The sequence below is a fragment of the Streptomyces sp. NPDC041200 genome (assembly GCF_055591805.1).
Genome location: NZ_JBVIZF010000008.1, coordinates 272,681 through 293,909 on the forward strand (window position 1 = coordinate 272,681; position 21,229 = coordinate 293,909).

Here is a 21,229-nt window from a genome sequence, read left to right on the forward strand (position 1 = left end):
GGCGGCGGGAGCAAGGCGCAGGGTCGGCACCAAGGCGCCGAAGACGCTGATTCGGAGTGCACTGTTATGGGCGTGAATCCGGCACCCTCTCACCGTCGGTCCCGCGACGCCTCTCAGATGGCGTGCGAGGTGATCGAACTGCTGGAGGTGCTGTGGGAGCGGGGGCGGGACGCCGTCTCCTCGTCCCCGGTGTCGGCGTCACAGCTACGGGTGCTGTACAGCCTGGACCGTGAGGAGGGCATCAACCTCCGCACGCTGGGGGAGCTGCTGGGCTCGGCGCCCTCCTCCGTCAGCCGCCTGTGCGACCGGTTGCAGGCCCTCGGATTCGTGGAGCGCGCGCCCAGCCCGGTCAGCCGCCGGGAGCTGGAACTGCGGCTGACCAGTCAGGGCAGGGCGTACCTGCTCGAACTGCGGGCCCGCCGGGAGGAGGCTCTGCTGGCTGCCATCGCCGCGATGACCCCGACCGCCCGCAAGGCGCTGCTGGAGGGGCTGACCGGGTTTCAGGAGGCCGTGGACAAGACGGCGTCGGGCCATCAGCGGGAGGCCGCGGACGGAACGGTCCGGTTCGCCTGAGCCCGCCGCCCGGTGCGCCACGGTCCGCCCCCTGTCTGTTTTCCGTCCGGCTTCAATCGCTGTCCGTGAGCGCCGGGAGGGCCCGGGTGATGCCCCTAGATTGTTGTCGTTCGGGCACAGTTGTCAAATGGCAACGGTCTCCTTCCGCCCGTACCAGTCGAGGCAGACCACCAGGGCGTCGTCGTCGAGCGGGCCCTCGGAGCGGAAGCCGGACAGCTGGCGCAGGATCGCCTGGGGCACCTGGGTCGGCGGCAGCAGCCGGGTGTCGCCCAGGGCGCGGGTCAGCGCCCGCTCCCCGTAGCTCTCGCCGGACGAGGACAGTGCCTCGTACACCCCGTCGCTCCCGAACAGCAGGCGATCGCCGGGGCGCGCGGTGAAGTGTTCGGCTATATAGACGGTGTCCTCGAACATCCCGAGCGGCAGTTGGGCGTCGAACCGCACGGACTCCACCGCGCGCTCCCGCTGGCGCCACATCCGTGGCGACCCGGCGTCCACGACCTCCACGTCCCCGGTCGCGAGGTCGAACCGCAGCAGCAGCGCCGACACGGAGCACTCCCCCCGGTAGTGGGCGTAGACGGCCTGGTCGGCCAGGCTGGCCTGATCGCAGAGGCCGAGGCCCGCGCGCCGCGCGTTGCGCAGGGCGTTGACGGCGAGGTTGGTCAGCAGTGACGCCTCTATGCCCTCGCCCATGCCGTTGGTGATGGTGAGGGTCAGGTGGCCGGCGGAGGCCGACCAGTCGAAGTTGTCGCCGAAGATGGCGTACGCGGGCTCCAGATGTGCCCCGAGCGAGAACTCCGGACGCGAACAGGAGTGGCCGGGCAGCAACTGCCACTGCATCTCGGCGGCCAGGGTCAGCCGGGTGGCGCGCCGGGCCAGGAGGTAGAGGTCCGTGTCGCGCTCGGCCAGGAGGATCTCACGGCCGAGGGCCGCGCAGACCGCCTGGAGGTGATGTATCTGGGTCCGGCCCTCGTGTTCGGCGGGCAGCCGTACGGACAGCACTCCCATCCGGTCGCCGCGGATGGTCATCGGAAGGTGCGCGGTCACCGCGCCCTGCTGGGGGTGCCGGGTGACGCACGGCTCCTGTGACCCGAAGGCGCGGCCCTGGGGGCTGCCCTGGATGGGCACCGGGTCCGCGCCGCGGGTCTCCGGCTCTACGGTCTGGAGCGACCGCATGCCGTAGTCCGCCATGCGCAGCTCGACCTGTTCGGCACCGTACTGCTCCGCCAGGGCGGCCCTGACGACATCGAGCAGAGCGTGGGGTGCGGCTGCGTGCAGCGCCTGTTCGACCGTAGAAATCTTGTCCACATCGTCCTGCTTCTCGAATGCGCCGGGACCGCGGCGAAGTGCGTGATCACCGCGAGCGCATTCTATGCACCACGAGGACAATAGTTGCCGGATGGCAAATGTGGCAGTATGGCGCCTCGGAGCGTCTGATCACTCACGGGCCGAAGGCTCACCGGTCCCTGAGGGGTGCCTGGTGGGCGGGACCGCTACTCGAGGGGCGGAGAACCATGGTGGCGAGTTCTGGCACGGGGCAGCGCACGGCGGCGCGCGCGCCGGGGGGCCGTGGCGTCGGGACGGTCGCGGAGCCGGAGTTACGGCAGTTGCTGGCCGGCCTCACGGCGGTCAGGGACGGCGACTTCGGCACCCATCTGCCGACCGACCGGGATGGCCTCCTGGGGGAGATCGCCACGGTCTTCAACGGCATGGTCGACCAACTGTCGCTGTTCACCTCCGAGGTGACCCGGGTCGCCCGGGAAGTGGGCACCGAGGGCCGTCTCGGCGGCCAGGCCGCGGTGCCCGGGGTGGACGGCACCTGGAAGGACCTCACGGATTCCGTCAACGCCATGGCGGGCAACCTGACCACTCAGGTGCGTGACATCGCCCAGGTCGCCACGGCGGTGGCCAAGGGCGACCTCTCCCAGAAGATCACGGTCGTGGCCCGGGGCGAGATCCACGAGCTGAAGAACACCATCAACACGATGGTGGACGAACTGTCCTCGTTCGCCGCCGAGGTGACGCGCGTGGCCCGCGAGGTCGGCACCGAGGGCATCCTGGGCGGCCAGGCCCAGGTGCCGGGCGTCGGCGGCACCTGGCGCGACCTGACCGACTCCGTCAACTCCATGGCGGGCAACCTCACCGCCCAGGTGCGGTCGATCGCGCGCGTGGCCACGGCGGTGGCGCAGGGCGATCTCACGCGCAAGATCGACGTGGACGCGCGGGGCGAGATCCTGGAGCTGAAGACCACCATCAACACGATGGTGGACCAGCTGTCCTCGTTCGCCGCCGAGGTCACCCGCGTGGCCCGGGATGTCGGCACCGAGGGCCGCCTCGGCGGGCAGGCCGATGTCCAGGGCGTCTCGGGCACCTGGAAGGACCTCACCGAGTCGGTCAACGTGATGGGCGACAACCTCACCGCCCAGGTGCGGTCCATCGCCGAGGTCACCACCGCGGTGGCGCAGGGCGACCTGTCGCAGAAGATCCGGGTGGACGCGCGGGGCGAGATCCTGGAGCTGAAGGAGACCATCAACACGATGGTCGATCAGCTGTCCGCCTTCGCCGACGAGGTGACCCGGGTGGCCCGCGAGGTCGGCACCGAGGGCAACCTCGGCGGGCAGGCCACCGTCCGGGGCGTCTCGGGCACCTGGAAGGACCTGACCGACAACGTCAACGTCATGGCGTCCAACCTCACCAGCCAGGTGCGGTCCATCGCCCAGGTGGCGACGGCGGTGGCCCGCGGCGATCTCTCGCAGAAGATCACCGTCGAGGCCAAGGGGGAGGTGGCCGCGCTCGCCGGGGTCATCAACACCATGGTGACCACCCTGTCGGCGTTCGCGGACGAGGTGACGCGGGTGGCCCGTGAGGTCGGCACCGAGGGTATCCTCGGCGGCCAGGCGCAGGTACCCCACGTGGCGGGCACCTGGAAGGACCTCACCGACAACGTCAACTCCATGGCGAACAACCTCACCAACCAGGTCCGCAACATCGCCCAGGTCACCACGGCGGTGGCGCAGGGCGATCTCACGCGCAAGATCGACGTGGACGCGCGGGGCGAGATCCTGGAGCTGAAGACCACCATCAACACGATGGTGGACCAGCTGTCCTCCTTCGCCGCCGAAGTCACCCGCGTGGCCCGCGAGGTGGGCAGCGAAGGACGGCTCGGCGGCCAGGCCGAGGTCGAGGGCGTCTCCGGCACCTGGAAGCGGCTGACCGAGAACGTCAACGAGCTGGCCGGAAACCTGACCCGCCAGGTCCGGGCCATCGCCGAGGTCACCAGCGCCGTGGCCGAGGGCGATCTGACGCGCTCCATCACGGTGGACGCCTCCGGCGAGGTCGCCGAACTCAAGGACAACATCAACGCCATGGTGGAGTCCCTGCGCGAGACCACCCGGACCAACCAGGAGCAGGACTGGCTCAAGACCAACCTCGCCCTCATCTCCGGGCTGATGCAGGGCCAGCGCGATCTGACGGTCGTCGCCGAACTGGTCATGGACCGGCTGACCCCGCTGGTGGGAGCCCAGTACGGTGGCTTCTACCTCGCCCACGACGCCCCGGAGGGGGTGGAACTGCGGCTGCTCGGCTCGTACGGACTGCCCGTCGCGGACTCCGGGGACCGGCCGGTGCGGTTCCGGCTCGGCGAGTCGCTCGTCGGGCAGGCGGCCCGCAGCCGCCGCACCATCGCCATCGAGCAGCTTCCGCCCGGCTACGTCACGGTCTCCTCGGGCCTCGGCGCGGCCGAGGCGTCCAGCCTCCTCGTCCTGCCCATCGTGGCCGAGGAGCAGATCCTCGGCGTCATCGAGGTGGCCTCGGTCAGCCGCTTCACCCAGGTCCACCGGGACTTCCTCGACCAGCTGATGGAGACCATCGGGGTCAACGTCAACACCATCGTGGCCAACGCCAGAACGGATGAGCTGCTGGAGGAGTCCCAGCGGCTGACCGCCGAACTCCGGGCGCGTTCACAGGAGTTGCAGGTACGCCAGGACGAACTGCAGAACTCCAACGCCGAGCTGGAGGACAAGGCGGCCCTGCTGGCCGCGCAGAACCGCGACATCGAGACCAAGACCCGGGAGATCGAGCAGGCCCGCCAGGAGCTGGAGGAACGGGCCCGGCAACTGACGCTCGCCTCCAAGTACAAGTCGGAGTTCCTGGCCAATATGAGCCATGAGCTGCGCACTCCCCTCAACAGCCTGCTGATCCTCGCCCAGCTCCTGGCGCAGAACCCGGCCCGGAACCTCACCCCCAAACAGGTGGAGTACGCGGGCGTCATCCACTCGGCGGGCTCCGATCTGCTGCAGCTGATCGACGACATCCTGGATCTGTCCAAGGTCGAGGCCGGGAAGATGGACGTCGAACCCGAGCGGGTGCCGCTGCGGCGGCTGCTCGACTACGTGGAGGCCACCTTCCGGCCGATGACGGCCCAGAAGGGTCTCGACTTCCGCATCAGCGTCTCGCCCGCCGTCCCCGCAGAACTCGTCACGGACGACTCCCGGATGCGACAGGTGCTGCGCAATCTGCTCTCCAACGCGGTCAAGTTCACCGAGACCGGCTCCGTGGAGCTGCGCATCGCGCCCGCCGCGGAATCCGATCTGCCCCGGGAGGTCCGCGGCCAGGGGCCCGCCCTCGCGTTCCGGGTGGTGGACACCGGGATAGGCATCGCCGAGCAGCAACTCGAAGCCATCTTCGCCGCGTTCCAGCAGGCGGACGGCACCACGAGCCGCAGGTACGGCGGTACCGGGCTCGGCCTCTCGATCAGCCGGGAGATCGCCCATCTGCTGGGCGGGGCGGTACGCGCCGCCAGCACACCCGGCGAGGGCAGCACCTTCACCTTCTACCTGCCCGTCGGCAGGTTGTCCCTCCCCGGCGGCCCGACGCCGCGGGGCGAGGGCGGCCCGGAGCGCTCCCCGGCGTCGCACGTTCCGGAGCAGCGCCGGGTGCTCGTCGTCGAGGAGCGGCCGCACGGGCTGCTGTCGCTCCTGGTCGAGAGCGCCGTGGTCGAACTCGCGGCCGGCGGACCGGCCACCGACGCGGTGCGGGTGCGGACCGTGGCCGATCCGCGGGAGGCCGTCGCGGCGCTCGCCGACGAGCCGTGTCACTGCGTCGTCCTCGGCCTCGACATGCCCGACGCGGCCGCCCTGCGCTTCCTCGACGAGCTGGACCGCGTACCGGCCGCCCGGCAGGTGCCGGTCCTGGCCCACCACACCCGGCGGCTGGACCCCCGGTCGAACCAGCGGCTGACGGACCGCTTCCAGGGCGAGCGGCGGGAGCTGCTGCCGAGCCTGGACGAGCTGCGCGAGCGCGTCGTCCTGCATCTGACGGCCGACCGGCCGGCCGACGTCCCGCCCCTGGTGCCGGCCGTCCGCTCCGTACCGGCCGTGCCTGTGGCCGTCCCCGCGCCCGCGGGGGCGGACGGCGACCTCGCCGGGCGGGCGGTGCTGATCGTGGACGACGACGCCCGTAACGTCTACGCGCTCACCGGCATCCTGGAGCTGTACGGCATGCGTGTCCTGCACGCCGAAAACGGGCGCATGGGGCTGGAGATGCTGTCCCGCCACTCGATGGTCGAGCTGCTCCTGATGGACATCATGATGCCCGAGATGGACGGCTATGCCGCCACCGCGGCCATCAGGGCCATGCCCGAGTACGCCGATCTGCCGATCATCGCGGTGACCGCCAAGGCCATGGCGGGCGACCGGGAACAGACGCTGGCCGCCGGGGCCAACGACTACATCACCAAGCCGCTGGACGCCGATGAGCTGGTGGCCTGCGTGCGCCGCTGGCTGAACCGGTGAGCGGGCGTGACCGGCGTCTGGCCGCGCTGGCGGCCACGGTCGAGCGGCTGCGCGGCGAACTCACCGCGGCACAGGAGGCCGCGGACGCGCGAACCCTGATCGGTATCGCCACCGGCATCCTGGTCGAACGCGGCCACGGTGGCCCGACGCAGGCCGCCCGCCATCTGGAGGAGCTGGCCGAGGCCGCCGGGCTGCCCCTTCTGGAGCTGGCCGCCGACGTGGTCGACGGAGCCGCCGGGGACACGGTCGCCCGGGCCCTGTCCGGTGTGCCACAGGAGTCCGGCGGCGGACACCACAGCCCGCCGGACGTCCTCCGGGTGCGGGCGGCCGAGGCCAGTTCCCTCACCGGCGACCCCCAGACCGTGGTGGACACGCTGATCGAGCAGGTGCTCGCCCCCCTCGGAGTGAGCGCGGTGGCGCTGTGGGCCGTGGTGTCCGGCGGCGCGCTGGCCCTCGCCGGACACGCGGGCTTTCCGCGCGGCGAGGCCGAGCGGTGGCGGTTCGTCCCGCCGGACCTCCAGGTGCCCGCCCAGCGCGCCGTGGCCGAACGGCGGGTGCGGTGGTACGCGGCGATGCCCGCCGACACGGCGGCCATCGGACGCCACGGCGGCGACGGCGCCCGTGCCGTACTCCCGGCCGAGCTGGGCGGCCGGATCCTCGGTGCGCTGGAGGTGTGCTGGCCCCATCCACGGCCCCCGCTGTCCGCCCCGGTCAGCCGCCAGCTGAACGCACTGGCCGAGCTGTGCGCCCACGCCCTGCCCGGTACGGGAGAGACGGCGGCCGGGACCACCGCGGACCCGGCGCTCCCGGCCGATCCCGCGAGGGATCTCGCCGATGGGCTGCTCGACCCGGTGCTGATCCTGCGCCCGGTGCTCGATGACCAGGACCAGGTGACCGACTTCGCCATCGCCTACGTCAACGAGCGCTTCGCCGACCCGGCGGGGCGGGCACGCGCCATGATCACGGGAATGCGGCTGCTGGCGGCATACCCCCTGATGGCCTGCGACGGCGGTCTGTACGAGCACGTGCTGCGGGTCCACGCGACGGGCGAGCCGTTCCGCGCGGAACGGCTCGCGCTGCGGGTCCTGGTCGACGATGTCTCCCTGACCGGGCTCATCACCGTGGGCATCGGCCGCTGCGGGGACGCGGTGCTGCTGAGCTGGCGGCTGGAGGACGAGGCGGCACGGATGTCCGCCCTGCTCGAACACGTCCAGCGGCTCGGCCGGATCGGCGGCTTCCAGGAGGACGCGGTCAGCGGCGAGATCCTGTGGAACAGACATCTGTTCTCGCTCTTCGGCCTCCCGCCCACCGCGCCCCCCGTGCCGGTGGAGCGGCTGCACAGCCACGCGCATCCCGATGACTCCGTGGCCATCGGCCGCTTCCTGCGCACCCTGCTGCACCACCGGCACTCCGCCTCGACCGCGTTCCGGCTCCAGCCGGCCGACGGAATCGTCCGCCACATCCGCGTCGTCGCGGAGCCGGTGACCGATCCGGCCGGGAACCTGCTCGCGGTGCGCGGGGCCTACCAGGACTTCTCCAGCCAGCACTGGACGGAGGTGGCGCTCTCGGCCATGCGCGACCGGCTGGCCGACACCGAGCAGCACGCCGCGGAACGCAACCGGCTGGCCCTCCAGTTGCAGCGGGCCATCATGCCCTCGTCCCACGCCCCGGTCGCTATCGCGGGACTGCGTGTGGCGGTGCGCTACCGCCCGGCCGAGGAGGGGCATCTGGTGGGCGGCGACTGGTACGACGCCGTCGTCCTGCCCCAGAAGAAGGTGCTGCTGGTGGTCGGCGATGTGGCCGGACACGGCATCGAGGCGGCGACGGGCATGGTGGTCCTGCGCAACGCGCTGCGCGGTCTCGCCGCGACGGGAGCGGGACCGGCGCGACTGCTGGGCTGGCTGAACACGGTGACCCACCACCTCACCGACCATGTCACGGCCACCGTGGTCTGCGGCATCTACGATCCGGAGAACCGCGTGCTGGAGTGGGCGCGGGCAGGCCATCCGCCACCGGTCCTGATCCACGAGAGCAGCGCCGCCGCGCTGCCGCTGCCCGCCGGCATCCTGCTGGGCGCGGTCGCCGAGGCGCAGTACGAGGAGAGACGGCTCGCCCTGGTGCCCGGCGACCGGCTGCTGATGTACACCGACGGGCTGATCGAACGCCGGGACCGGTCCGTGGAGAAGTCGCTCGAACAGCTCCTGGCCACCGTCGGCGCCGCCACTCGGGAGCTCGGTGAGCACCTCGACGTCCTGCTGACGCACGCGCGCTCCGACACCGACGACGACACCTGCCTCATCGGTATCGATGTGGGCTGAGGTCAGCTGGCAGCAGTCGCCGGATGCTCCAGGACCGCGCTCACCACGACGTCGAAGAGGTGATCGGCGCGTGGTGTGAGCGAGGGCTGATCGCCGAGCCAGGCGAGCATGGCCACCAGCGCGAACACATCGGCGCCATCGATATCGCGCCGCGCCACGCCCGCGTCCTGGGCCCGGGTGAGGAGCCGCGCACCGGCCGCGCGCAGGGTGACACACGAAGCGTGGAGTGCGGATTCGGGGTCCTCGATGGCGGCTGCCATCAGCACGGTCACGCCCCGGTACTCCGTCGTCCACGCGACGCAGTCGCGTAGCCACGACACGAGAGCGTCTTCGGGCGAGCTGGACGTTTCGAGCCTGCCCGCCTTCGCCGTCAGTTCGTCGAAGCTCGTGCGGAGCAGGGCATCGAGCAACGCCTCGCGCGTGGGGAAGTGCCGCAGCAGCGTCGCGAGCCCGACATCGGCCCTGCGCGCGATGTCGCGCAGTGACACGTCGGCGCCCTGCTCGGTGATGGCGGTGCCCGCTACTGCGAGCAGGTGGTCGCGGTTCTTCCTGGCATCGGCCCGCATACGTCCCTCTTGACTATCCGGATCAGTGGTCCATGTATTCGGATCAGTGATCCGTTTATATGGATCGCAGATCCGAATCAGCGTATCCCGCAGCACGAGCAGGAGAAGAACGATGCCGACCCAGACGATGAGGGCGATCCGGCTGCACGAGCACGGCGGCCCCGAGGTGCTGCGTGACGACGAGGCGCCGGTGCCCGAGCCCGGGCCGGGCGAGGTGCTCGTCCGCGTACACGCGGTCGGCGTGAACCCTCCGGACTGGTACCTGCGCGACGGGCTGACCACCATGCCCGGCGAGACGGAATCGACGGTCAGCCTGCCGGTGATTCCGGGGACGGACGTGTCGGGCGTCGTCGAGGCCGTCGCCACCGATGTGGACGGCTTCTCGGTCGGCGATGAAGTCTTCGGCCTTCTGCGTTTCCCCAGCTTCGACGGCCGCGCATACGCCGACTACGTGGCCGCGCCCGCGTCGGACCTCGCGCACAAGCCGATCGGCATCGACCACGTGCACGCCGCCGGTGTGCCCATGGCCGGGCTGACGGCGTGGCAGTTCCTGAGTGACCTCGGCGCCGACCAGTTCATCGACTACACCAAGAGCCGTCCCGAGGAACTCGCGCACGACGTCGACCTCGTCCTCGACACCGTCGGTGGCCCCGGCAGCTCGCGCTTCCTGCGCACGCTCCGGCGTGGCGGCGCGCTGTTTCCGGTGTTCCCCGGGGACTTCGACGACGAGGAGACCACGAAGCTGGGCGTCACCGTCTCGACCGCCCAGGTCCGCTCGAACGGCGCGCAACTCGCCGAACTGGGCCGCCTGCTCGACGCGGGCACGCTGCGCGTCGCGATCGACAGCACGTTTCCGCTCGCGGATGCCCGGGCGGCGCACGAGCGGGCCGCCCGGGGGCATATTCAGGGCAAGATCGTGCTCACGGTCGCCTAGGGGACGTCAGGGGTGGGGGACCGGGGCGTAGACGCGTCGGAAGTGGCGTATGGAGGGTATGCGCGTCGTGGGGCCGGTCCGGGCGCCGACGCGGTTCAGAATGATGTCGCGGGCGGCCTTCAGATCAGGGAGCAGACCGTCGACGGACCGCAGGTCGGCGAGGGCCGCGACCAGCAGATCGGCGGTGTGCCCCGCCCCGTGGCGTCGGCCCGCGAGCACCGCGCCGACGATGGAGTCCCGTTGCAGGGACAGCCAGCGCGCGGCGGACTCCTCGTCGTCGAAGACGGGGAACGGGCAGCCGGTCTTCGGCGACGGCGGGCGGGCGCCCGCCCGCTGGCCGGGGGTGATCTGCTCGCAGGCCCGGCCGTACCAGCGCAGCAGTTCGCGGAGCGCGGCGGTGCGGTCGGCCGGTGCCTCCTCGGCTTCGGCCACCTCCCGGGCCAGCGCCCGTACCAGGTCGTTGAGGTAGTAGCGGCCGGGGTTCGGGGAGGTCAGCAGCCGGGCATCGACGAGCAGTTCCAGGGTGTCCTGAGCCTGGTGGACCTGGCAGTTCAGCATGGCTGCCACCGACTCGGGGGTGACCTCGGCCGCGCCCAGGACACCCAGGGCGCGGAAGGCCGCGTCGGGGGCCGGGGCCGCCGGATGGCAGACGTGAGGGGAGCGGGTGCGCAGAGCGGCGTACTCGGAGCGCAGACCGGTCCGTACGGAGAGATCGCCCACGCGCAGCTCGTCCAGTAATCGGCCGGACGAGGTGAGCCGTTCGGCCAGGTCGTCCAGGGACCACTGCTCCCGCGCCAGACAGCGCGCCCCGGCGATACGGATCGCCAGCGGCAGCCCGGCGCACACGGAGGCGATGCGCTGGGCGGCGAGCGGCTCCTGCCGCACCCGGTGGTGGCCGACGATGCCGCCCAGCAGTTCCACCGACGCGTCCTCGGGGAGCGGGCTCACCGTCACGGTGTACGCCCCCTCCAGATCCGCGAGATGGTTGCGGCTGGTGATGATCAGCCGACTGCCGCCCCGTCCCGGGATGAGGTGACGGACCTGGGCGGCGTCCTGGGCGTCGTCGAGGAGGACGAGCATCTCGCGGTCGGCGATCAACGACCTGTACAGACAGGCCCGTTCGTCCAGACCGGACGGCACGGCCGACTGTGGCAGCCCCAGATCCGTGAGGAACCGGGCGAGTACGTCCGTGGGGGAAGCCGGACGGCCTGCGGCGTCCCGCAGGCAGGCGTACAGCTCGCCGTCCTTGAACGTGTCGCGCACACCATGGGCCAGGTGCAACGACAGCGCGCTCTTGCCCACGCCGGGCCCGCCGGTGAGCGCCACGATCACGGCGCTCCCGGGGTCCCGGGGCGGGGAGCACAACACGGAACGGAGCGCCGCGGACTCCTCGGCCCGCCCGACGAGGGCCGTGGGAGCGACCGGCAACTGCGCGGGCCGTGGCCGGTCCCGGGACGTCCGGAAGACACTGACACGCTGGTCGGCGGACGTCTGCGGCTCGTCGTCCCTCAGCACTCGCTGCTGCATGAGTCTCAGCTCGGGCCCGGGTTCCGTGCCCAGCTGGTCGATCAGCAGCACACGGGTGCGCTGGAACACCTGGAGCGCCTCGGCCTGCTGCCCCGAGCGGGACAACGCCAGCATCAGCCGGGCCGCCATCGGCTCGTCCAGCGGGTTCTGCAGCACCAGCCGCCACAACTCGGGAAGCATGCCGTTGTGCCGTCCGAGCTCCAGCTGGACATCGACCCACTGGGCGACGGTCTGTCTGCGCAGCTCCTGAAGATGCCGCGCCTCGACGTCGCACAGGGTGGCGGAGGGAATGTCCAGCAGCGGTTCGTCCCGCCACAGCGACAGCGCCCGGTTCAGCTCATCGGCGCCGGTGGCCAGGTCGCCGGAGGCGATGGCGGCCTCGCCCGCACGGCGGTGTGAGGTGAACCGGCCGAGGTCGCTTTCGTGCTCGTCCAGTTCGATGAGGTATCCCGGAGAACGCGTCACAATCCGCTGCCCCACATGGTCGCCGAGTACGTTTCTCAGCCGCATCACATAGGTGCGCAGGGTGGCCGAAGCACTGGATGGTGGTAATCCGTCCCACAGAAAGTACGAGAGCCGGTCGATGGACACCACGTGGTTGGCATTCAGAAGCAACGCGGCGAGGAGGATGCGCTGCCGGGACGCGGGAACGGTCAACTGCCGGCCCTCACAGGTGATGGTGAGAGGACCGAGAAGGGCGAAGTCCACAACTATCCATTCCGAGGTCGGGTAGTGCGGAGTCCTGGACCTGCCGCCTGACCACGCTCATAACGATGTTGGCGTGAAAAACCTTAGGCCATGGCTCAGGAGGAAACACCGGAAGAAGACCTAGTGTGGGTGTCCGGGATTTTCACCTGCCTCCGACTCGGCAGTCCCGGACTCAGCTATCCCCTACTCAGCTATCCCCTACTCAGCTGTATATGGACGACGCGAGGGTCCGCAGGGGAACTCGCCGATGTCTTCCGAGGAGTGCGGACGTGAGGCGGTAGGCGTCCACGAAGGCCCGGCCGCCGGTGTTCCGCCGCAGAAACGTCTCCGGGTCCGGCGCGTCCGGGGCGTCGTCCCGGGCGAGCAGTTTCTCCGCGCGGTCGATGAATTCCCGCAGCAGGTCCATGCGGAAGGACTGATCGCTGCCCTTGCCGAGCGCCGCGATGAAGTACAGACGCATGCCGAGGCGCACGGCTTCCGTGGTTCCGTAGCCGCCCAGTTCGTCCGCGAGCCCGGCGGCCGTGTGCATGCGGTCCACTCCATGACGGCTGGACCGCACGACGCCGTCGAGCGGCACTCTGCTGAGGCAGAGGCGATGGGTGTCGGCGCCGAGCGCGCAGAAGACCTTTTGCAGGAGGATGTAGTCCTCGGTCAGCTCGCGGTCGTGCACGAGGACGATCTCGTCGTACTCCTCGGTCATCGGCACCAGATCACGCAGGGCGCAGCCCAGGTAGTTGGGGTGCCCGGTGGCCGAGGTGATGGGGCGCAGCGGCAGGCCCTGGGCGGTGGCATCGAGATAGACGGGGCCGTTGTCGCAGCGGGTGTCCAGGCACAGACCGCGCTTGGACAGGTAGTCGACCACCTCCTCAAGACCCATCCGGGGCGGCAATCTCCGGGTGATGCCCGGGTCGTGCAGGCCCAGCCAGTCATAGTGGCCGCGCCAGATGTCCAGGACGCGGCGGCTCACCGGATGGGTCCACCCGGTCTCCTCGACCGCGCGGACGTAGGGCTGGAGGTCCGCGTCCGGTGGTGGCGACGGCTGAGTCTGGAAGGCCGTGTAGAGGCTGCCGACGTCGTCCTCCGTGCACCGGGACGGGTCGAGGTCCGGGCAGGCGCGGTCCAGGTACTCCCAGAAACCCGCGGTCTGGCGGGTGATGTTGAAGGTGGTGTGGCTGTAGAGGTAGTCGACGTCGGTCAGCAAGCGCGTGGAGCGGAACATGGCGTCCACCCACAGCAGGCCCTTGAGGTGGCTGAGGCCCAGCGCCTTGGTGGGGGTCACGGTGACCGGAGCGATCAGCACCCTGGGCCGGTGCGGGATACGGTCCGTCATCGCTGTGCACCCGTCGCGGCGGCGGCGAAGCCCTCGGCGGCCGCCCGGGCGAACGCCAGAACCGCGGACGAGGCCCGCTCGGTGACCCACACCAGGCAGACGGGGGCCGGTTCCAGGTCGGTGATCGGTACGTAGACGACGCCCGGGTGGCTGACCGCGCGCATGGAGGCGATGGTGGGGTGGATGGCCCGGCCCTCGGCGATCGCGGCGAACATGCCCGGTATCGAGTCGGCGGTACATCGCCGGTGGAGGGGCCGTCCCTGGGCCGATGCGCGCGGGACGAGCTGGTCGTAGACGTCGGGCGGAAACACCCCCGGACGCTGGAACATGTCGTAGTCCGCGAGGTCGTCACTGGTCACCGACGCCCGGGAGGCGAGCGGGTGATGGGCGGCGACCGCGACGATGCGCTCTTCGGTGTAGAGCGCGGGACCGGTGGTCAGATCCGGTTCGTCGACGCGGAAGCGCGTGATCATCACGTCTGCCTCGCCCGCGCGCAGCTTGCCGTAGGGATCCGAGATGAGCGCTTCCGAGACGGTCACCGGGTGCCGGTGCCCGGCGTCTTCCGCCGCGGCGAGGATCTTTTCCACCGCGTCGGGGGACCCCGGATACACCAGCCGGAGGGGGCTGTCCGGGCCGGTGCCGGAGGTGGTGGCCGAGGTGGTGGCCGACGTGGCTCCGGCGGCGATGGTGGTGAGCAGCTGCTCGCGGTGGGGGCCGGGCGGCCGCAGCGGACCGAGTTCCTCGCAGGCCCGGAGCACCCGGCGGCGCAGGTCAGCCGGGGTGAGCGAGGACTCGCTGGGCGGCAGGGACATCTGCAGCCGCGCCAGATGACGCCAGACCGCCGGGTCCTTGGTGGCGGCGGCGGAGACCTGCGCGAGGCTCAGGCCGCCCGGCTCGGCGTCCGGCGGGGTGATGCCGTGAACGGTCCGGTTCCACAGGGCCAGCCGCTCGGTGTCGGTCCGGACCGACTGCGCGAACCAGGGCCGGAAGTGTGCGTCGGCCGCCACGGCCGCCTCCCGGCTCTGCTCCTCGCCGACCTCCGGATACCGGCCGAGGACCTCCGCCAGCGCGTAGGCGTGGGACAGGCCCAGCGCGACGCCGCGCCCGTACAGCGGGTTGGTCACGCATGCCGCGTCGCCGACCCGGAAGAGCCCGTGCACCGGCTGGTTGGCGGAGTCCACGGCCGCGCCGCGCAGGACGTTGTCGGGCGACGGCATGACCCGGACACCGGAGATCGGTTCGGCGACACCGGGCTCCAGCCAGGGCTGGAAGAACGGATTGGCGGCTGCCGCGGCGTGGAAGACGGAATCCTCGCGCAGGGCACGCAGCGCGTCGTCGTCGGGGAGCACACCGTAGGTGATGCTGAAGGTGTCGTTGTCGCCCGGGTGGAGGAAGGCCGCGTAGCCGTCCCAGACCGCCCCGGCCGCGTTGTCGCGGTTGAGGGGGCCGGGGAACCCGCCGGTCCGCAGCCGGTAGAAGCGGGCGTACGCGGTCATGCGTGAGCGGTGCGTGACGTCCTCGGGCTGGGGCACGCCCTCCTTGGCCAGCCACGTGCCGGACAGGGAGCGCCGTCCCGTCGCGTCGATGACGAGGTCGGCGGCCAGGGGCGTGCCGGTCCCCGTCCGTACGCCGGTCACCCGGCGCGGTGCGTCCCCGCTGCCGTCGGTCAGCACGAGGCCCTGGACGGCCACGCCGGTGCGCAGCGTGATCCGGGCGCGCCGGGTGGTTTCCCGCCGGAGCACCATCTCGAACGTGCGGCGTCGGCAGGCGAGGACGGTGAGTTCATCGTCCCGCAGCTTCTCCGTACCGGCGTCCGTGACCGTGTCCGTACCGGCGTCGGCGCCGCTCGGCCGCGGCATGCTGCCACCGAGCCGCAGCGCCCTGGCACCGGCGTCGAGGAGCGCGGCGTAGATGCCGGGCGCGCGGTCCGCCAGCAGGTTGACGCCCCGGGAGGTGAAGGCGTGGGACTGGAGGCCCTGCGGTACGCCGGGGCGGTCCCAGCCCTGGTGCGCCTCGTCCGGGCCGGCGGGGAGCGGGCCCGGGTCCTTCTCCAGGATCGTGACGTCGTATCCCAGATCGCTCAGCGCGAGCGCGGCGGCGCACCCGGAGATGCTGCCGCCGATGACGACTGCGTGGGTCATGGTCACTTCCGCCGTCCGTTGACGAGGAACACCCGCTCGACCTCGGGCACATGGCGCGGGTGGACGGGGTCGGGCCACCGTCCGTAGTGCGCGGATTCCTCGCCCGGCTGCACCGCCTCGCCCTCGAAGCCGTATTCGGCGAGGAGCGCTTCCGGCTCGTCGTGCCCGTACAGCCAGGGGCAGCCCCAGCGTTCGAAGACCTCCAGCAGCGGCTTGACCGCCGGGGCGGTGAGGGCGGTGGCGCTGACCAGGTCCGCCGCCATCCGGCTGCCGGGGGCGGTCAGGTCCGCGACCCGGGAGAGAAGCTGCCGGGTGTGCTCCTCGGGGATGTAGTACAGCAGCCCTTCGAGCAGCCACAGGGAGGGCTGGTCCGGGCGGTAACCGGCCGCGATGAGGGCGTCGGACCAGTCCTCGCCGAGCAGGTCGGCGCCGATCAGATGCCGGGTGACGTGCTCATGGACCGGTACGTCGCCGAGGGCCGACTCCTTCGCCTCCAGGACGTTCGGACGGTCCAGTTCGAACAGCTCGATCGGCCGCGGCCAGGGCAGCCGGTAGGCACGGGTGTCCATGCCCGCGGCCGCCATCACCACCTGGGGATAGCCGCCATCCTTCACCTGCGTGAGCAGATAGTCGTCGAAGTACCGGGTCCGGATCGCGTTGTAGTCGAAGGTGCTCGGCACCTTCTGGTCGGGCTCGGTGCGGTTGGGCCAGGTCGCGTCGGAGACCTGGCCGAACAGGTCGGCCCCGACGGTGCCCGCGAGCCGGGCGGCGAAGGGGTCCTCGTAGAGCCGGTCCGGTCGCTTGGTCTCCTTGGCGCGCAGGGCCGTCGTCAGCAGGGACGTCCGGGCGACCGCGTCGAATGGTTCCATGGGGATGCTCCTTGTCAGAGGGATCGCGAAGGGAAGAGCCACAGGGACCGAGAACGATTCAGTTCTCGAGCAGGCGCTGCCAGGCGGCGTCGTCGTTCTGGAAGACCCGGTCCTTGACCTGGGCCGGGCGGGTTCCGGCGGCGACCCGGTGCTGCCAGTCGCGGGCGAACGCGTCCGGTGCCACGCGGTGGATCTCGGGGGCGTCCAGCCGGGCCGTCGTACGCGCCGACCGGTAGCCGGGGGCGGCGGCGCTCAGCGCCGCGTCGAGCGCACGCCCCAGGGCCGCGGTCTCCTGGTCCGCCCAGGGAAGGAACGGCTCCAGCGCGAAGGCGTACCGCGGTGTGGTGTTCCCGGTCCCGGGGGCGCCGACCACCCGGCAGGTGGCGTTGCGTACCTCGAGGCCGGTGGCCGCGAGCGCCGTGCGCAGGGCAGTCACCACATGGGACTCGCGCAGGCGCTCGCCGACGGCGTCCGAGAGGGTGCGCCGCCCGGCGTACTCGACCCGCGGGACGTCCCCGACCTGGTCGACCACCCGCACCACATCGCCGAGGGCGTACCGGTACAGGCCGCCGACATGGCTGATGACGGCGTGGTATTCACGGCCGGTCTCCAGCTCGTGGAACAGCTGGGTGGCGGAATCGGGCCCAAGGTCCTCGTCGGCGTCGACGAACTCCAGCAGCCCGCCGGTGAGCGCCGGTGATCCGGCGGTCAGGTGGCGGTCGAGGGCTACGGCCACGAAGCCCTCCGACGCCGCCACCGGGGCGGGCAGGGCGGTGACCCGGGGGCCGAACGCCTCCCGCAGCCGCGGCAGATAGAGCGAGGCCAGACCGGTGGTCCAGCAGAACAGCAGCTCCATGCGGGGCCAGACGTGAGTGGGCAGCAGCCCACCCGCGCGCTCCGCCGACCGCTCCAGCAGCCGGGCGCGGCCGGGGTCGGGGGTGCCGCCGGGGTGCCCGTCGACCGTGCCGTCGTGCAGGTCCTTGACCAACCGGGGCCACCACTGGAGGAGTTGGTACGGCAACGCGGCGACCATCGCCGGGTTGATGCCGATGACGCACCGCACGTCATGCTCGATCGCGGCGCGCAGCCGCACATAGCCGCGCTGCAGATGATCTGTGGGGTCCACGAAGTCCGGCAGGGTCCCCCAGGGCGCGCGGCTGCCGGGTTCCGCCGCGAGCGGTTCGCCGAAGGCCTGGCCGAAATCAACCTGGCTGGCGCCCAGATGGGGCTGGCCCGAACGGGTCGCGCCGACCGCGGGGGCCGGGTCGTGCTTGAGGTTGAGCGTGGCGTCGGTCCGCTGAACCGCCTCCGGGAAGTGCTCGACGAAATTGGCCCACGCCGCGTAGTAGAAGGGGAAGAAGGACGTGCGCATGAACTGCCGGGTGATCGGGATCTGTTTGCTCTCCCCGGTGCTGCCGCTGCTCTTGAAGAAGACCACGGCGGGATCCGCGCTGAGAACGTTCTGCCGCCCGGCGGCGGCCGCCTCGATCCAGGGGGCGAGCGCCGCGTAGTCGGCGATGGGTACCGCCGCGCGGTATTCGTCCACGCTGCGACAGCGGGCGAACCCGTGTGCCTTCCCGAACTCGGTGTCCGCGTTCTCGCGCAGCATGGCGCGGAGCGCCTCGTCCTGGGATCGCCGTGGGTTGTCCAGCGCGGCCCGCAGCCGGTCCCGCTCATCCAGGACCCTGCTCCGGTAGGCGGAGAATGTCCCGCCGGTCATTTCGGTCCCGTCAGCCATGTGCACCGTCCATTATCGCCTGTTCCACGAGATCCACGGTTTTCTCGACGCGGTCGGACTGCCCGAGGGTGACGACGTTCAGCCCGGCTACCTCTTTTCGCATCGCGTCAGCCAAATCGGCTTGAAAGGAGGTGAAGGATTCCTCGGTGGGCTTTTCGCCGTAGCACTCCATCAGGTTCGCGTCCGCTCCCCAGCCGCTGCGTTCCCAGGCGACGGCGGGCGCCACATCGAGGTAGACGACCTGATCGGGCTGCGGGAAGGTCCGCCACCAGGAGAAGAGCGCCGGATTGCCGTAACCGAGCAGGGAGCACTTGGCCAGGAGTTTGAAGTAGTAGGAGTCCACGATCACCGGTCGGTCCGGCGGGGCCTGCGCCACCCGGTCCCGCAGGTGTACCGCAGCTATCTGCACCAGGGTGAGAAAGAGATCCGGGGAGTAGCGTCCGGCGGGCGCCCGCAGCGCCTCGGTGAGGAATTCGTCGCGCACCCTGCCGACGAGCGCGTACGCGGGGTCGAGCAATGTCTTGTCGTACGAGGCCACTGTCCAGGTTCCGCGCGCGGCGAGGCGCTCCAGCACCGAGGACTTTCCGGAGTAGTCGGGCCCCAGCAGGACCGTGAACCGCGGGTCGGCCATATGTCTTTCCTTTGGTCGTCCACCTGGATTCACCGAGTATCCAGAGGAGATGTAGCGCCTCGATAGCGCGGCGGGAAGCGACACGTCAGCGGCACCGGCACTGCGACAATCCGCGCCGCAGGGCGGTGTGCTGGTCGCTGACCATCCGCTGGGTGACGGCGGCGTCGGTGATGGCGGTGCTGGCGTGGAAGGTGCCCGCGTAGTGGTGCAGTTCGGTGGGCACTCCGGCCTGTATCAGCCGGTGGCCGTACGCGATGTCCTCGTCGCGCAGCGGGTCGAACTCGCAGGCGCTGAGGTACGCGGGCGGCAGCCCGGTGAGGTCGTGGGCGCGCGCGGGAGCGGCGTAGGAGGGAGCCTGCCCGTTGCTGTCGCCCAGGTAGTGCCGCCAGCTCTGGAGGGCGGCGGCGCGGTCCAGGACGGGCGTGTCGGTGAACGCTCGTGCGGACGGGTTGTCCAGCCGGTCGTCCAGCATCGGAAAGTTCAGGCACTGGAAGCGCACCCGCGGTCCGCCGCGGTCGCGGGCGAGCAGGGTCAGCGCGGCGGCGAGTCCACCCCCGGCGCTGTCGCCCGCGACACCCACCCGGCAGGGGTCGACGCCCAGTTCGGCGGCGCTGTCCGCCACCCAGGTCAGGGCGGCGTAGCCGTCCTCCAGGCCGCAGGGGAAGGGGTGTTCGGGGGCGAGCCGGTAGTCCACGGACACCACGATGGCCGACACCTCATCGGCGAGCCGCAGCGCGGACGTGTGGTTGGTGTCCAGGTCTCCGCCGACCAGGCCGCCCCAGTGGAAGTAGAGCAGTGCCGGTTTCGGGTCCTGGCCGCCGTGCGGCCGGTAGATCCGTACCGGGACCTTGGGTCCCTCGGGTGGGCCGGGGACCAGGGTGTCGGTCACGTCCACCGGGTGGTCCGGTTCCTGGGCCGCCGTGGCGGCCGCCGCCTCGCGCATCGCGGCCCGGGCGGCCTCCGGGCGCGCGAAGTCGAGCGGGCGGAGCCCGGGGAGCGCGGTGTACGGGGCCAGCTCGGGGTCATAGGCGTGGGTCATGACGCTCCTGCCGTGAGGGTGAGTCCCGCGTAGGCGCGCAGCCGCCCGGGACCGGTGGTCTCCGGGCGGTCATCGGGCTCGGCATCCGGGTCCGGGACGACGCGCAGCACGTCGAAGGGCCCGTCCGCGGGGTCCAGTTGCGGTACATGATGAATCGTCAGATCAGTGTGCTCATCGATGAGTTGCGCGATGACGGCCTCGGCGAGGACATGGTGGACGTGTACGAGGTAGGCAGCCAGGGACACCCGGGTCGTGACGGCGTACAGCCGTGCCTCACGGACCGGTGCCAGGCCGTCGTGTTCCGGCGAACCCGCCGTCGCGGGGACCCGCAGCCGGGCGGGGAGGGGCGGCAGCTCCGCCGTGGGAAACAGCCTGAGCAGACGGCGGAGGGGTGACCGTTCGCCCGAGTCGTCGGGCGCCGTCCACGCCATGGAGCCGTCCTGGCTGACGTAGTGGAACCCGAATCTGCCGGCGAGGTTCGCCGGGTTCCCGGTCAGGAACACGGTCCGGGTGTACGCCCGGAGCCATGACGCACGCAGGGGGTCCGGAAGGCTCAGGGCGTAGCGCAGCACCGATTCCGCGTAGACCTGCGGCTCGAACCGGCGCAGGACGACCGTCACGGTCGTCGTCGCCGCTTCGTCCGCCGCGGCCAGTTCCGTCATCAGCTCCGCGGTGAGCGGACCGGGATCGGGGGCTTCTGCGCCCCGCCCCGTGCGCGCGACGCGGATCCTGGAGGCGAGCTGTGTCCGGAGAAACTCTTGGGTGAACATGCGCAACTCCTCTCGGCCATGGTCACGAGGGGGTGCGGCACAGGCCGTTCCCCCAGGCCGTCCCGGTGGAGCTGTCGAGTATCCACAGGAGTTATAGCGCCCCGATAGCGCGGCCCGAGGCAGGGCGTCATTGGTGCAGCGCATACCACACCGCCACGCAAGAGGTGTTTTCCGCCATTCACGCTATGGAATGGCAGGTCAGGATAACGCGGGTGATTACCCGCTACCTGGCGACGAAAACTAGGGAGATTAGTCCTACTGGATTCATATCATCGAGTCGTGAGTGAATCAGGAGG

At 71.0% G+C, this 21,229-nt stretch carries 14 protein-coding genes; 4 read left to right on the forward strand and 10 right to left on the reverse strand.

Annotated elements, in window-relative coordinates; all coding sequences use genetic code 11:
• Positions 1-66 precede the first annotated feature (66 nt).
• Positions 67-573 (forward strand): MarR family winged helix-turn-helix transcriptional regulator, encoded by a 507-nt coding sequence (locus ACZ6CL_RS20960; protein WP_468937620.1) that lies wholly within the window; start codon positions 67-69, stop codon positions 571-573.
• A gap of 123 nt (positions 574-696) precedes the next feature.
• Here ACZ6CL_RS20960 and ACZ6CL_RS20965 read toward each other — a convergent pair whose 3' ends face one another.
• Positions 697-1,878, reverse strand: coding sequence for a PP2C family protein-serine/threonine phosphatase (locus ACZ6CL_RS20965; protein WP_468937621.1), 1,182 nt, complete (start codon positions 1,876-1,878; stop codon positions 697-699).
• 206 nt (positions 1,879-2,084) lie between these two features.
• Here ACZ6CL_RS20965 and ACZ6CL_RS20970 point away from each other — a divergent pair, with 206 nt between their 5' ends.
• Both ACZ6CL_RS20970 and ACZ6CL_RS20975 read left to right on the forward strand, forming a co-directional pair.
• Positions 2,085-6,362, forward strand: coding sequence for a HAMP domain-containing protein (locus tag ACZ6CL_RS20970; RefSeq protein WP_468937622.1), 4,278 nt, complete (start codon positions 2,085-2,087; stop codon positions 6,360-6,362).
• Entirely contained in the window at positions 6,359-8,680 is a 2,322-nt protein-coding gene (locus tag ACZ6CL_RS20975; protein ID WP_468937623.1) for a SpoIIE family protein phosphatase, read from the forward strand. Before ACZ6CL_RS20970 ends, ACZ6CL_RS20975 begins: the two co-directional genes overlap by 4 nt.
• Before the next feature lie 2 nt (positions 8,681-8,682).
• Here ACZ6CL_RS20975 and ACZ6CL_RS20980 read toward each other — a convergent pair whose 3' ends face one another.
• Positions 8,683-9,246 carry a TetR/AcrR family transcriptional regulator gene (locus ACZ6CL_RS20980; RefSeq protein WP_468937624.1) on the reverse strand — a complete coding sequence of 188 codons (564 nt, stop codon included), beginning with the start codon at positions 9,244-9,246 and terminating at the stop codon, positions 8,683-8,685.
• A gap of 112 nt (positions 9,247-9,358) precedes the next feature.
• On the opposite strand from ACZ6CL_RS20980, the gene ACZ6CL_RS20985 reads away from it, so the two are divergent.
• Positions 9,359-10,180 carry an NADP-dependent oxidoreductase gene (locus tag ACZ6CL_RS20985; RefSeq protein WP_468937625.1) on the forward strand — a complete coding sequence of 274 codons (822 nt, stop codon included), beginning with the start codon at positions 9,359-9,361 and terminating at the stop codon, positions 10,178-10,180.
• A 6-nt stretch (positions 10,181-10,186) separates the two neighbouring features.
• Here the strand turns inward: ACZ6CL_RS20985 and ACZ6CL_RS20990 are convergent, their stop codons facing one another.
• From ACZ6CL_RS20990 to ACZ6CL_RS21025, 8 genes are all read right to left on the reverse strand, one after another.
• Positions 10,187-12,364, reverse strand: a complete 2,178-nt coding sequence (locus ACZ6CL_RS20990; RefSeq protein WP_468937626.1) for an AfsR/SARP family transcriptional regulator — start codon at positions 12,362-12,364, stop codon at positions 10,187-10,189.
• Between the two features lie 253 nt (positions 12,365-12,617).
• Positions 12,618-13,745, reverse strand: coding sequence for a hypothetical protein (locus tag ACZ6CL_RS20995; RefSeq protein WP_468937627.1), 1,128 nt, complete (start codon positions 13,743-13,745; stop codon positions 12,618-12,620).
• Positions 13,742-15,886 (reverse strand): LysR substrate-binding domain-containing protein, encoded by a 2,145-nt coding sequence (locus ACZ6CL_RS21000; protein WP_468937628.1) that lies wholly within the window; start codon positions 15,884-15,886, stop codon positions 13,742-13,744. Before ACZ6CL_RS21000 ends, ACZ6CL_RS20995 begins: the two co-directional genes overlap by 4 nt.
• A 2-nt stretch (positions 15,887-15,888) precedes the next feature.
• Positions 15,889-16,755, reverse strand: coding sequence for an SAM-dependent methyltransferase (locus ACZ6CL_RS21005; protein WP_468937629.1), 867 nt, complete (start codon positions 16,753-16,755; stop codon positions 15,889-15,891).
• A 58-nt stretch (positions 16,756-16,813) separates the two neighbouring features.
• Positions 16,814-18,493: a GH3 auxin-responsive promoter family protein gene (locus ACZ6CL_RS21010; RefSeq protein ID WP_468937630.1), complete on the reverse strand. Its 1,680-nt coding sequence runs from the start codon at positions 18,491-18,493 to the stop codon at positions 16,814-16,816.
• Positions 18,486-19,124 (reverse strand): hypothetical protein, encoded by a 639-nt coding sequence (locus tag ACZ6CL_RS21015; RefSeq protein WP_468937631.1) that lies wholly within the window; start codon positions 19,122-19,124, stop codon positions 18,486-18,488. Before ACZ6CL_RS21015 ends, ACZ6CL_RS21010 begins: the two co-directional genes overlap by 8 nt.
• A gap of 85 nt (positions 19,125-19,209) precedes the next feature.
• Complete coding sequence (locus ACZ6CL_RS21020) at positions 19,210-20,163, reverse strand: alpha/beta hydrolase (RefSeq protein ID WP_468937632.1); 954 nt, start codon at positions 20,161-20,163, stop codon at positions 19,210-19,212.
• Entirely contained in the window at positions 20,160-20,933 is a 774-nt protein-coding gene (locus ACZ6CL_RS21025; RefSeq protein WP_468937633.1) for a DUF6182 family protein, read from the reverse strand. The genes ACZ6CL_RS21020 and ACZ6CL_RS21025 overlap by 4 nt, the downstream gene beginning before the upstream one ends.
• Positions 20,934-21,229: the final 296 nt, after the last annotated feature.